This is a genomic window from Pseudomonas sp. 102515 (assembly GCF_031085165.1).
In the GTDB taxonomy this organism is placed as follows: Bacteria; Pseudomonadota; Gammaproteobacteria; order Pseudomonadales; family Pseudomonadaceae; genus Chryseomonas.
On record NZ_JAVHTY010000006.1, the window covers coordinates 127848 to 141163 of the forward strand.

Annotated in this window: 11 protein-coding genes; 6 read left to right on the plus strand and 5 right to left on the minus strand. The window is 63.8% G+C overall.

Features of this window, described 5'->3' with window-relative positions:
• Positions 1–167: 167 nt before the first annotated feature.
• Positions 168–2351: a FimV/HubP family polar landmark protein gene (locus RCF34_RS21180; protein WP_308709957.1), complete on the plus strand. Its 2184-nt coding sequence runs from the start codon at positions 168–170 to the stop codon at positions 2349–2351.
• Here the strand turns inward: RCF34_RS21180 and RCF34_RS21185 are convergent, their stop codons facing one another.
• Positions 2352–4550 carry a patatin-like phospholipase family protein gene (locus RCF34_RS21185; protein WP_308709958.1) on the minus strand — a complete coding sequence of 733 codons (2199 nt, stop codon included), beginning with the start codon at positions 4548–4550 and terminating at the stop codon, positions 2352–2354. It lies immediately after the preceding gene.
• A gap of 71 nt (positions 4551–4621) precedes the next feature.
• Here RCF34_RS21185 and RCF34_RS21190 point away from each other — a divergent pair, with 71 nt between their 5' ends.
• Entirely contained in the window at positions 4622–4942 is a 321-nt protein-coding gene (locus RCF34_RS21190; RefSeq protein WP_308709959.1) for a SelT/SelW/SelH family protein, read from the plus strand.
• A gap of 2 nt (positions 4943–4944) precedes the next feature.
• Here RCF34_RS21190 and cspD read toward each other — a convergent pair whose 3' ends face one another.
• Positions 4945–5220, minus strand: coding sequence for a cold shock domain-containing protein CspD (gene cspD, locus RCF34_RS21195; protein ID WP_133859227.1), 276 nt, complete (start codon positions 5218–5220; stop codon positions 4945–4947).
• A gap of 221 nt (positions 5221–5441) precedes the next feature.
• On the opposite strand from cspD, the gene clpS reads away from it, so the two are divergent.
• Complete coding sequence (clpS, locus tag RCF34_RS21200) at positions 5442–5798, plus strand: ATP-dependent Clp protease adapter ClpS (RefSeq protein ID WP_007162298.1); 357 nt, start codon at positions 5442–5444, stop codon at positions 5796–5798.
• 48 nt (positions 5799–5846) lie between these two features.
• Positions 5847–8117 carry an ATP-dependent Clp protease ATP-binding subunit ClpA gene (clpA, locus tag RCF34_RS21205; RefSeq protein ID WP_308709960.1) on the plus strand — a complete coding sequence of 757 codons (2271 nt, stop codon included), beginning with the start codon at positions 5847–5849 and terminating at the stop codon, positions 8115–8117.
• A 71-nt stretch (positions 8118–8188) separates the two neighbouring features.
• On the opposite strand, the gene infA is transcribed toward clpA, so the two are convergent.
• The 3 genes from infA to aat all read right to left on the minus strand — a co-directional run bounded on the left by infA (position 8189) and on the right by aat (position 9934).
• A complete protein-coding gene (gene infA / locus RCF34_RS21210; RefSeq protein WP_002553999.1) occupies positions 8189–8407 on the minus strand; it encodes a translation initiation factor IF-1 in 219 nt (72 codons plus the stop codon).
• Positions 8408–8501: 94 nt separating this feature from the next.
• Complete coding sequence (locus RCF34_RS21215) at positions 8502–9209, minus strand: arginyltransferase (protein WP_308709961.1); 708 nt, start codon at positions 9207–9209, stop codon at positions 8502–8504.
• A 35-nt stretch (positions 9210–9244) separates the two neighbouring features.
• Entirely contained in the window at positions 9245–9934 is a 690-nt protein-coding gene (gene aat, locus RCF34_RS21220) for a leucyl/phenylalanyl-tRNA--protein transferase (protein WP_308709962.1), read from the minus strand.
• 255 nt (positions 9935–10189) lie between these two features.
• Here aat and RCF34_RS21225 point away from each other — a divergent pair, with 255 nt between their 5' ends.
• Together RCF34_RS21225 and lolA are read left to right on the plus strand one after the other, a co-directional pair.
• Entirely contained in the window at positions 10190–12673 is a 2484-nt protein-coding gene (locus RCF34_RS21225) for a DNA translocase FtsK 4TM domain-containing protein (RefSeq protein ID WP_308709963.1), read from the plus strand.
• A 17-nt stretch (positions 12674–12690) separates the two neighbouring features.
• Entirely contained in the window at positions 12691–13314 is a 624-nt protein-coding gene (lolA, locus tag RCF34_RS21230; protein WP_007162303.1) for an outer membrane lipoprotein chaperone LolA, read from the plus strand.
• The last annotated feature ends 2 nt before the right edge of the window (positions 13315–13316 follow it).

The following is a 13316-nucleotide window of genomic DNA, read 5'->3' on the forward strand; positions in this document are numbered from 1 at the left end:
CATCGCCTCTAGCGCTGCACCCGGTCCGCAGCCGCCTTCCTCGCGCTGGCGGCCATCGGTTTGCCGTCTGTCGGTATCGATGCTACGTTCCAGCGTGGCGGAGGCGATTTTTGTGAGCCACCGCGCTAAAACACCGGTTTACTCGAATACCTGACGCAGCGGTATCCATGGTCGCGAAATGCCGTCCCCTTGCCCTTGTCATCCTGTCGGCCGCCGCGCTGACCAGTCTTCCCCAAGCGGCGCTCGCGCTCGGCCTGGGGGGCATTACCCTGCAGTCTGCTCTCAACGAGCCCCTGCGCGCGCGGATCGAGCTGGTCAATATCGGCGATGCCGATGCTGGGGACTTCCGCATCCACCTGGCGGCGAACGAGGCGTTCGCCCAGGCCGGGGTGGATCGCACCCAGTTCCTCGATGACCTGGTATTCACCCCGCACCTGCGCACGGCGGCGGGCAGCTACATCGAAGTCACCTCCCGTCGCTCCCTGGTCGAGCCCTATCTGGGCTTCATCGTCCAGCTGGAACAGCCGGGCGGCAAGCAGCTGCGCGAATTCACCCTGCTGGTGGATCCGCCGCGCAGCGGCGGCGCGCCCAGCAGCGTCGCCGGTACGGCGCCTGCGCGTGTCGAGGCTGCGTCCGCTCGCGCCGCCGCTCCAGCCCCTGTCCCAGTGGCACGGCAAGCCGTGTCTGTGCCGCGCCAGGCACTGGCACCCTCGCCAGACCTGACCGCCGGGGAGGGCGTCTACCAGACGCGTCCCAAGGACACCCTCTGGAGTATCGCCAAGCGCCTGGGGCCAATGGCCAATCGATCGGCCGAGCAGCTCGTGGCCGATCTGTTCGCCCTTAATCCGGCGTCCTTCGCCAATAACGATCCCGGGCGACTCAAGGCCGGTCAGCGCTTGCGTCTGCCCGCGGGGGTCAGCGAGCCTGCGCCGCGGCAGCCGGTGGTGGCGAAAAGCGCACCGCCGCCTGCGCCCACGCCGACACCCACCGTACCGGTGGCTGGCGTGCCTGCACCGGTGTCGGTTGCCTCGGCCGCTCCCGCGCCGGCGCCTGTAGCGGATTCGACTACGCCACCTACGGCCGCTCCTCAGTCGGCCGGAAGCTCTGCCGAAGACACCAAGCCGCTGCTGGTGACGCAGGATCTCGGGCGTCAGGTCGGCGATCTGGAAGGCCAGCTGACCCAGCTGCAGGAGCGTTACGACGCGCTGCTGGCACAGAAAGAGGTGATGATCGAGCAGCTCCAGCAGGACCGTGAAGGTCTGCAGCAGCAACTGAAGCAGGCGCGTTCGGTGGCTCTGGCCACGCCGACGCCCGCACCCGCGACGCCGGCAACCGAAAGCCCCGCCGCTCCAGCGCCACCTGTCGCCTCCACTCCTGCCGCGGGTAGCACCGACGAGGGTCTGTTGTCGTTGCGCTCGCTGTTGTTGGCGGGTGGCGCGGCCCTGCTGGCCCTGGCCGGTGTGCTCTGGTGGCGTCGGCGGCAGGCGGAAGACGTCGCCCTCGATGACGCGGATGAAGTCGAGAGCGTCGAGATGGTCGAGCCCTTGCCTGAGCCTGTGCTGGTCGCTACCCAGCCGGAGGTCGCCAAGACCAGGGCCCAGCCTGCGGCCGTTGCCGCCAGCCCGGCGCCGGTCGACGACCATGCTGGTCGTGCGGAGATCTACATCGCCTATGGCCGCTATGGCCAGGCGCGGGAAGTGCTGGAAAGCGGCTTGGCCGAAGATGATCGGCGCCAGGACCTGCGGCTGCTGCTGCTCCGGGTACTGGCCACCCTGGGCGAGGCTCCGGCATTCAGAGAACACGAGCAGCGTTTTCTGGCGCTGGGGGGCGTGGCGGCGAGTCTGGCGGTGCTGCATGCCCAGTTTCCCGGGATGTCCGCCGATCCGGTGGAGCCTCTGCTGGAGGGCGATCTTGATCTCGACCTGCCAGCCTTCGATGCGCCGGCCAGCGAATGGTCGGCGGAATTGCAGTTCGCCGAGCCGGCGGTACCTGCGCCGGTGACCGAAGAGCACTACGATCTGGATCTGGCGGATCTGAGTCTCGATGAAGCCATCGCCCTGACCGAAGAGCTGGATGCCGATTCCGGGTGGAAGCAGGTCGATGCCTTGGAAGTCAGCATCGAGGACGACTTTCCCGACGGCCTGGGCGAGTTGCCGGCGGTCATGGAGCTGGACCTGAGTCTCGACGAGCACTTCATGGCTGACACCATTGCCCGGCGTTTCGCCGAGGCCGAGGCCTGTCTCGACCAGGGCGATGTCCAGCACGCCACCTCGCTGTTGCAGGAAATCGTCAGCGAAGGCAGCGACAGTCAGCGCGAGCGGGCCGAGATCCTGCTGTCCCGCATCGCCTGATCAGAAGCTGTTGCCCAGGTTGATGTAGAAGGCGTGCTCGCCCTGGTCGCTCAGGCCATAGGTGAACCTGAGCGGTCCCAGCGGCGTGTCCAGCCCGAGGAACAGGCTGGCGGCACTGATGTTGCCGCTGTCGTAATCGTCATCCCGATTCCAGATGCGTCCCTGTTCCAGGCTACCGCCCAGATAGACCGGGGTATCCAGCGGGAACAGCGAGCGCTGCGTGAGCTGGTGGTAGTAGATCAGCCGCGCCAGGCCGTAGTTCTGCCCGGACAGGGCATCCTGCCGATAGCCCGAGAGCTGCCAGGCACCCCCCAGCAGGAAGCTGCTGGTTACCACGTTGGTGTCGCTGTCCGTCGACAGGGTGCGCCCCAGGCCGCCCCCCAGCACGAAGGTGTTGTAGCCATAGCTGAGCGCCTTGTTCAGGTGCAGGTCCAGCTGACGGTAGCGCGAATCCGAACCCAGGCTCGGATCGAACTGCTTGAGTGTCAACGCCAGGTCCTGGCCCTCCCGCGGGAAGTTCACGTCGTCCAGATCGTCCAGCGAATAGCGCAACTCGTAGAAGCCTTCGGTAAAGGCTTCCTCCGGCGTGTCGCGCGGTCCCACATGCACCTTGGTACTGCCCCAGTCGTGGCCGATACCCAGGCGCACCTCGGCCTTGTTGCCGATCTGCCGGCCCACATTGAGGCCGAAGCCATAGCGCTCACGCCGGTATTCGGCGATGGGATCGTTGCGCTCCAGTTGCTCGATGTTTCTTGCCTCGCCGCCGAGGTAGGGGGCGATGAAGTAGCGCGAGCCGACATCCAATGGCTGATAGAACTCGCTGTAGAGTTCCTGGTGATCGCCGATCTGCACCCGCGTCAGCCATTCGCCACCCAGGCGGTTGAGGCCGTTGATGCGATAGCTGGCACCGAAGTTGAAGGCGCTGTCGCCTCGCAGGTCATCCGACAGATTCAGGCCCAGCCGCAGGAAGTCCGTGCCGCTGCGCTTGCCGCGGGCGTAGATCACCAGCACGTTGTCGCCGGGACCATCCCGGCGGATGCGGTATTCCACCTGATCGAAGTAATCCAGGCCATAGAGGGTGCTCATGTCGTCCTGCAGGCGCTCGACATTGAGGGGTTCGCCCAAGCGCTGGCGGATGTAGTGACGAATGACCTCGTCTTCGACCTTGGAGTCGTTCTCGATGCGAATGGCATCGATGATCGGCGTGCGGCTGCTGGGGGTGCGAGCTGCTGCCACGGCCGAGGAGCGCTCGCTTTTCGAGTCCTTGCGCAGCACCGCCAGTTCGCTCGCCATGGCCATGGTCGCCCGATAGCCGGCATCGATCAGCGCCTTGGCCTCGCTGAAGTCGGCGCTGGTATAGCTGGCCAGTGGCGGCTGGATCAGCAGGTCCTGCTTGCCCAGGGTCGCCAGTTGCGCCTGGGAGTTGTTGCGGGTCATCAGGGTGGTGGACTGATTGAGCACGTCCAGTACCGTGGTCAGGTCCTTGCGCTTGAGCAGCGGGGTACCGATGTCGACCACCACCACCCGCTGCGCGCCCATGTCCCGCGCCACGTCGATGGGGATGTTGTCGACCATGCCGCCATCCACCAGCAGCCGGCCGTCGATCTCCACCGGTGCGAACACCGCCGGAATCGACATGCTGGCGCGGATGGCCCGGGGCAGATGGCCGTGATCGAACACCACCTTCTCGCCGGTGGTGATGTCCGTGGCCACGGCGCGGAAGGGGATGGCCAACTGGTTGAAATCCCGGGTATCGCTGGTGTGTACGAACAGCTTTTCCAGCATCATCCCCAGGTTCTGGCCCTGGATCACCCCGATGGGCAGGCCCAGGGTGCCATCGTCGCGAAAGCTGAGTTTCTGCTTGACCAGGAAATCCCGGTCATCCTGCTTGCGCCGAAAGGGCACGTCCTTGCGTGGCGGCTGGTCGGAGAGCACCTGGCCCCAGTCCATTTCCAGGGCAATGCGTTCCAACTCTTCCGCGCTGTAGCCGGCGGCATAGAGACCACCAATCACCGCACCCATGCTGGTGCCGGCGATGGCGTCGACCTGGATACCCTGTTCTTCCAGGGCCTTCAGCACGCCGATATGCGCCAGGCCCCGGGCAGCACCACCAGACAGCACCAGGCCGATTTTGGGCGGCGGTGCACTCCAGGCCAGGGCGGACAGGAGAAGGCAGGCTACCAGCAGCAACAGGCGCATAGGACGGACCACATGGCGGACGGGATCGGGGGCTGCGTATTATAGGGAGCCCAGGCCTTGCGAGGTGTACCGTGGCGGACGCCAGACCCTACATTACGATCCACTACTGCACCCAGTGCCAATGGCTGCTGCGTTCGGGCTGGCTCGCCCAGGAGCTGCTCAGCACCTTCGGTACCGATCTGGGTGGGGTGACGTTGCTGCCGGGAACCGGTGGCGTGTTCGAGATTGCCTGTGGCGGGGAGGTGCTCTGGGAGCGGAAGAGGGATGGCGGCTTTCCCGACGCCAGGGCGCTGAAGAACCGGGTCAGGAACCTGCTGTTTCCGGAGCGCGATCTGGGGCACAGCGAAGGACAGCGGCGCGAAGGGGAAGGTGGCGCCCCCGAAGGGGCGTGAGATCAGGCTTCCGTACTGACCGTATCCCGCACATCGAGGGTGTTGGTGGCCGGCGCAGCGGCGGGTGCGCTCACTTCGGCCGCGCGAATCTCGACGGCGTGCAAGCCCTTGGGACCCTGAACGATATTGAAGTTGACCGCCTGGCCCGCCTTCAGTGTGCGGTAACCGTCCATCTGAATGGCCGAGTAATGAGCGAATAGGTCTTCATCACTGTTATCTGCAACGATGAAGCCATATCCTTTGGCGTTGTTGAACCATTTGACCTTGCCACTGAGCATACCGGCTCCCTCTGCAAAGGACTCCAAGCCTGGAGTATCATTCGACTACAGTTCCAGTGAATCCACACAGACGCCACTACAACGGAACGCTTGGTACCTCGTCGGGTACAGGATGTTTGTAACACCCTTTCAGCCTTAGTCAAGGCGAGGCAATAGGCGGCTGAGACGTGGATCAAGCTCTTTTTTCCTGCTATTCATCCCGTAATTCGGAATCGATCAGAATGCGTGTAATCGACCCCATCCGACTGGCGGCGGACGACAACGAACATCAGGACGGCGACAACGGCGGCCTGGCGGTGCAGGAGGCAAAACCTGCGCTAAAACGGCCAGCCAGATACCGAGTTCTGATGTATAACGATGACTACACCCCGATGGAGTTCGTCGTCGAGGTCCTGGAACGGTACTTCAGCATGAACCGCGAAGCGGCTACCCAGGTGATGCTCACCGTGCACACTCAGGGAAAGGCCGTCTGCGGAACATTTACTCGCGATGTCGCTGAAACCAAGGCCATGCAAGTCAATCAATATGCCAGGGAGTGCAACCACCCGCTGCTGTGTGAAATCGAAATCGAAAGTTAGATCTGTGCTGCTTGGGCTACTGTGCTGCTTGGGCTATGAGGTGAAGCTATGTTGAATCGTGAGCTCGAAGTCACCCTGAATCTCGCCTTCAAGGAGGCGAGGACGAAGCGTCATGAATTCATGACCGTTGAGCACCTCCTGCTGGCGCTGCTGGACAATGAAGCGGCGGCCACCGTGTTGAGAGCCTGCGGTGCCAACATCGATCGCCTGCGGCGCGATCTGTTGGAATTCATAGACTCCACCACCCCCCTGATCCCACAGCAGGACGACGAGCGCGAAACCCAGCCGACGCTGGGTTTCCAGCGTGTCCTCCAGCGTGCGGTTTTCCACGTGCAAAGCTCGGGCAAGCGCGAAGTGACCGGGGCCAACGTCCTGGTCGCCATCTTCAGCGAGCAGGAAAGTCAGGCGGTGTTCCTGCTCAAGCAGCAGAGCGTGGCGCGGATCGACGTCGTCAATTTCATCGCGCATGGCATCTCCAAGGTGCCAGGGGCCGCACCCGAAGCCGAGCAGGATCAGGATGCCGCCGAGGAGGAGGGTGCCGAACCCAGTTCCTCCAACAATCCGCTCGAAGCCTACGCCAGTAACCTCAACGAGCAGGCCCGTCAGGGTCGTATCGATCCACTGGTGGGACGCGAGCAGGAAGTCGAGCGCGTAGCCCAGATTCTCGCCCGGCGCCGCAAGAACAATCCGCTGCTGGTGGGTGAGGCCGGCGTCGGCAAGACCGCCATCGCCGAAGGCCTGGCCAAGCGCATCGTCGATGGTCAGGTACCCGACCTGCTGGCCGACAGCGTGGTCTATTCCCTCGATCTTGGCGCGCTACTGGCCGGTACCAAATACCGCGGCGATTTCGAAAAGAGATTCAAGGCCCTGCTGGCCGAGTTGAAGAAGCGGCCCCATGCCGTGCTCTTCATCGACGAGATCCATACCATCATCGGTGCCGGCGCGGCCTCGGGCGGGGTGATGGATGCCTCCAACCTGCTCAAGCCGCTACTGTCCTCCGGGGAGATCCGCTGCATCGGCTCGACCACCTTCCAGGAATTCCGTGGCATCTTCGAGAAGGACCGGGCGCTGGCGCGGCGCTTCCAGAAGGTCGACGTGGTCGAGCCCTCGGTGGATGACACCTACGGCATCCTGCGTGGCCTCAAGGGGCGCTTCGAACAGCATCACCATATCGAGTACACCGACGAGGCGCTGCGTGCTGCAGCCGAGCTGGCTGCGCGCTACATCAACGACCGGCACATGCCCGACAAGGCCATCGACGTCATCGACGAAGCCGGTGCCTATCAGCGCCTGCAGCCCGAAGACCGTCGTGCCGAGCGCATCGACGTGCAACAGGTCGAAGACATCGTCGCCAAGATCGCGCGGATCCCCCCGAAGACCGTCAACAGTTCCGACAAGGAGCTGCTGCGCAACCTGGAGCGCGACCTCAAGCTGACCGTCTTCGGTCAGGACCTGGCCATCGAGTCCCTGTCCACCGCCATCAAGCTGTCCCGTGCCGGGCTGAAATCACCGGACAAGCCGGTTGGTTCCTTCCTCTTCGCCGGTCCTACGGGCGTGGGCAAGACCGAAGTGGCCCGGCAGCTGGCCAAGGCCATGGGCGTCGAGCTGGTGCGCTTCGACATGTCCGAGTACATGGAGCGGCATACCGTGTCTCGCCTGATCGGTGCGCCTCCTGGCTATGTCGGTTTCGACCAGGGTGGTCTGCTGACCGAAGCCATCACCAAGACGCCGCACTGCGTCCTGCTGCTCGATGAGATCGAGAAGGCTCACCCCGAGGTGTTCAACCTGCTGCTGCAGGTCATGGACCATGGCACCCTGACGGACAACAACGGGCGCAAGGCCGACTTCCGCAACGTGATCCTGATCCTGACCACCAACGCCGGCGCCGAAACCGCGTCCCGTGCCTCCATCGGCTTCACGCTGCAGGATCACACCACGGATGCCATGGAAGTCATCAAGAAGAGCTTCACGCCCGAGTTCCGCAACCGTCTGGATACCATCATCCAGTTCGGCCGCCTGAGCACGGAAGTCATCAAGAGCATCGTCGACAAGTTCCTCACCGAACTCCAGGCGCAGCTCGAAGACAAGCGTGTCCAGCTCGAAGTCACCGATACGGCCCGTAGCTGGCTGGCAGAGCGCGGCTACGACGTACAGATGGGTGCCCGCCCCATGGCGCGCCTCATCCAGGACAAGATCAAGCGGCCGCTGGCGGAGCAGATCCTGTTCGGGGACCTGGCCGACCATGGTGGTATCGTCCATATCGACGCGGTGAACGACGAGCTGGAATTCGAGTTCGAGACCACGGCCGAACCTGCCTGAGGGCAGGTCGCGATTGACAATCGCTCATGAAAAAGCCCGGCATTGCCGGGCTTTTTCATGAGCGGATTCGCTTAACGCGCGCGGTAAGTGATCCGGCCCTTGCTCAGATCATAAGGCGTCAGCTCCACGCGAACCTTGTCCCCCGTCAGGATGCGGATGTAGTTCTTACGCATCTTTCCGGAGATGTGCGCGGTGACGACGTGCCCGTTTTCCAACTCCACGCGAAACATGGTGTTGGGCAGGGTGTCGACGACAGTACCTTCCATTTCGAAGCTGTCTTCTTTCGACATATATAGAAAAGCCCTCGGTGACAAGATAGGCCCAGAGCAGTCCGGGCGAAAAAGGCCCATATTCTGACAGAAATTCAGAAAAAGCGCTATTTCGTCAGGCCAGGGCGACCCAGCGCTGATTGACGAAGAGCTCGATGGGGCGATACTCGGTCTTATAGGACATCTTGCGACACCCTTTGATCCAGTAGCCGAGATAAACCGCATCGAGGCCGAGGCGGCGGGTTTCGGCGATCTGCCAGAGGATGCCGAATACGCCCAGGCTGCGCTTTTCTTCGCTGGGGTCGTAGAAGGTGTAGACCGCCGACATGCCGTTGGGCAGCACATCGGTCACCGCTATGCCGATCAGGCGGTCCTCGACGCGCATCTCGTAGAAGAAGGCGTAGGGCAGGTGGCTGACCAGAAAGGTGGAGAACTGGCCGCGACTCGGCGGGAACATGTCGCCGTCGGCGTGGCGTTCGCTGATATAGCGGGCGTATAGCTGATAGCGCTCTTCGGTGAAACCCGGGTCGCAGCGCGTGACCTTGATGTCGAGATTGCGCTTGAGTACGCGCGTCTGCTTGCGGCTGGGGCGAAAGCGAGCGACGGGGATGCGGGCGGGAACGCAGGCTTTGCAGAGCTGGCAGTGGGGGCGGTAGAGGTGATCGCCACTGCGGCGGAAGCCCAGTTCGGACAGCTCGGCGTAGATCTGGCCGTTCATGGGCTGCGAGGGGTCGAGAAACAGCGTGGTCGCCTGCTCGTTGGGCAGGTAACTGCAAGCGTGAGGCTGGGTTGCGTAAAACTTGAGTCTCGCCAGCTCGGTCATGTCGAATCTCTACATAAGCCTGGCTTGAGTGTAAGTCACCCGCGGAAGGTAGGCCAGGCGGCCATGCTGGCCTGATCCAGGTATTTGGCCAGGTATTCGGCAAAGCGTTCCCGGGAGAGACTGCTCGCGCCGAGACTCTCCAGATGCGCGGTTTGCATCTGGCAGTCGATCATCACGAAGCCCCAGGCGGCCAGGTCCCGCACCAGGGTCACGAAGCCGATCTTGGAAGCGTTGTCGGCATGGCTGAACATGGACTCGCCAAAGAACAGCTTGCCCATGGCGATGCCATAGAGGCCGCCGACCAGCTGGTCGCCGTTCCACACTTCGACGGAATGAGCCCAGCCCTGGGCGTGCAGTTCCTGGTAGGCCTGGCGCATCTCCACGGTGATCCAGGTGCCGTCGGCATCGCGTCGCGGACCGGCGCAGGCCTGGATCACCCTGGCGAAGGCCTGATCGTAGGTGACGCGCAGCGGCGTCTTGCGCAGGGTCTTCGCCAGGCTGCGGGAGACGTGCAGGTCCGGCGGGAAAAGTACCGTGCGGGGATCCGGCGACCACCAGAGCAAGGGCTGGCCGGCCTGGTACCAGGGAAAGCAGCCGTGACGATAGGCGCCGATCAGGCGTGCCGCGCTCAGGTCGCCTCCGATGGCCAGGAGGCCGTTGGGTTCGCGCAGCGCCTGCTGCAGGGGCGGGAAGTCAGGGCTTTCGCGGGTCAGCCATTTCACCATGGTAGGGGAGGGCGCCTTCTGATGAGTGGAGCCGAAGGGGTGCGGCTTGTGCGTAACGAGCTCAAGAAATCGTCATAACTCTTTGTCAGGACAACGAAAGAATGCTCCAATGTTGTGCCTGAGGCGGTTCCGGTACGGCCGTCCGCTATCGTGCCATGTTTCGCCACGGGACTGTAGAAGCAGGGCCCGGGCGATCTAGAATGGCGCACTGTTTTTGATTCACGGTCACACGTTCCGTGTGCGGGAAAAGCGCGCTTGAAGCAATCCAGTTCTGTCAGCCACGTCAACCAATGGCGTGAGCATCTGCATTATCGTCTCAAGGAGGTGGTGCTCATCGCACTGGCCGCCTTGTGCCTGTATCTGCTCATGGCTCTGCTGAGCTACGACCCCTCCGATCCGGGCTGGACCCACACCAGCCGCATCGATCAGGTCCATAACACCGCGGGCCGCGCCGGCGCCTGGCTGGCCGACGTGCTGTTCATGGCACTCGGCTATTTCGCCTTCGTGTTCCCCGTCCTGCTCGCCGTCAAGACCTGGCAGATCTTCCGCAAACGGCATCTGCCCTGGGAGTGGAGCGGCTGGCTGTTTTCCTGGCGGCTGACCGGCCTGGTCCTGCTGGTGATCTCGGGCTCGGTACTGGCCTATATCCATTTCCATGCGGCCTCGGCGCTGCCGGCGTCCGCTGGCGGTGCGCTGGGCGAGAGCCTGGGGCAGTTGGCGGTCGCCGCACTCAATGTTCAGGGCAGCACGCTGCTGTTCCTCGCGCTCTTCCTGCTGGGACTGACGGTCTTCACCGATCTGTCCTGGTTCAAGGTGATGGATTTCACCGGCAAGGTCGTACTGGACCTGCTGGACCTGGTGCAGGGTGGCTTCAGTCGCCTGGCCGGCGGCCGTCGTCAGGCTCCGGAACTGGACACCTTCGACGAGCCGGTGTCGCCGCCGGTTGCGCGCAAGAGCAAGGCCCGCGAGGTACCGATTCCCGTCGCCGACGAAGACCTCGATGATCTGCTCGACATCGCGCCCCCGCCGCGGGTGGAGCGTGCTGCGCCGCGCATCGAGATGCCCGCGCCCAGTCGCTTCGTCGCCGAAACGCCCGAGTCCGCGCCGGTGGCCGCTGCGCCTGTCCCAGCGCCCGCCAGTGTCGCCATGCCCACGCCTCCGCCGCGCAAGGCGGCGCCAGCACCGGCCCCCGCGCCTTATTCGCCGGCGGCTGCCGTGGTCCGGGTCGACGCGGATCTGGAAGGTACGCTGCCGCCGCTGTCGATCCTGGATCGCGCCGAGAAGAAGCAGCAGAGCTATTCGCCGGAATTCCTCGAGAACATGTCGCGCCTGCTCGAGGTCAAGCTCAAGGAGTTCGGCGTCGAGGTGATCGTGGAGAGCGTTCATCCCGGTCCGGTGATCACCCGCTTCGAGATTCAGCCGGCGGCGGGCGTCAAGGTCAGTCGCATTTCCAACCTGGCCAAGGACTTGGCGCGTTCGCTCGCCGTGTTCAGCGTCCGGGTGGTGGAAGTCATTCCCGGCAAGACCACCGTGGGTATCGAGATTCCCAACGAGGATCGCCAGATGGTGCGCTTCTCCGAGGTCCTCGAGTCGCCCGAGTACGCGGCGGCCAAGTCGCCCGTCACCCTGGCCCTGGGTCACGACATCGGTGGCAAGCCGGTCATCACCGACCTGGCCAAGATGCCGCACCTGCTGGTGGCCGGTACCACGGGTTCCGGTAAGTCGGTGGGCGTGAACGCCATGCTCTTGTCGATCCTGTTCAAGTCGAGCCCGGAAGACGCCCGCCTGATCATGATCGATCCCAAGATGCTGGAACTCTCGATCTACGAGGGCATTCCGCACCTGCTCTGTCCGGTGGTCACCGACATGAAGGAAGCCGCCAACGCCCTGCGCTGGAGCGTGGCGGAGATGGAGCGGCGCTACAAGCTGATGGCGGCCATGGGCGTACGTAACCTGGCCGGCTTCAACCGCAAGGTGAAGGATGCCGAGGAAGCCGGTACGCCGCTGACCGATCCGCTCTATCGTCGCGAGAGCATGGACGACGAGGCTCCGCTGCTGAAGACGCTGCCGACCATCGTGGTGGTGGTGGACGAATTCGCCGACATGATGATGATCGTCGGCAAGAAGGTCGAAGAGCTGATCGCGCGGATCGCGCAGAAGGCGCGGGCGGCCGGCATCCACCTGATCCTGGCCACCCAGCGCCCCTCGGTGGACGTCATCACCGGTCTGATCAAGGCCAACATCCCGACGCGGATGGCCTTCCAGGTATCGAGCAAGATCGACTCCCGGACCATTCTCGACCAGGGCGGTGCCGAACAGCTGCTCGGTCACGGTGACATGCTCTATCTGCCGCCGGGCACCGGCCTGCCGATCCGCGTCCATGGCGCCTTCGTGTCCGACGATGAGGTCCATCGCGTCGTCGAGGCGTGGAAGGAGCGCGGCGCACCCGACTACATCGAAGACATCCTCAGCGGTCCGGACGAGGGCGGTGGTGCGGGCTTCGATGGCGGCAGCGGCGAGGGTAGCGACAGCGACGAGGACGATCCGCTCTATGACGAGGCCGTACGCTTCGTCACCGAAAGTCGTCGGGCCTCCATCTCCGCGGTCCAGCGCAAGCTCAAGATCGGTTACAACCGGGCGGCACGGATGATCGAAACCATGGAAATGGCCGGTGTCGTATCGCCCATGAACACCAACGGCTCGCGCGAGGTCACAGCGCCTGCTCCGGTGAGAGACTGACATCCATGAGGACCTCGATGCACAAGCTGCGTTGCTTCGCCCTGGCCGCCCTGGCTGCCGTAAGCTTTTCCGCCCATGCCGACCAGGCGTCCGTGGGCCGCCTGTCGCAACTGCTGGACAAGGCGCAGACCCTGACCGCGCGCTTTTCGCAGCTGACCCTGGATGGCTCGGGTACCCGTCTGCAGGAAACCGCCGGCAACATGAGCCTCAAGCGTCCCGGGTTGTTCCGCTGGCATTCCGATGCGCCCCAGGAGCAGCTGCTGGTGTCCGACGGCAAGCAGGTCTGGCTGTACGATCCGGACCTGGAGCAGGTCACCATCCGCAAGCTGGACCTGCGCCTGACCCAGACGCCGGCGCTGCTCTTGTCGGGTGACATCTCCAAGATCGAGAGCAGCTTCGACGTCACCAGCAAGGATGCCGGCAACGTCGTCGACTTCGTGCTCAAGCCCAAGACCAAGGACACCCTGTTCGACAGCCTGCGGTTGTCGTTCCGCAACGGCGTGATCAACGACATGCAGTTGATCGACGGTGCCGGTCAGAGAACCAACATCCTCTTCTTCAACGTCAAGCTCAACGAGCCGGTGGCGGCGTCCCAGTTCACCTTCCAGGTGCCCAAGGGAGCCGACGTCATCCAGGAGTGATC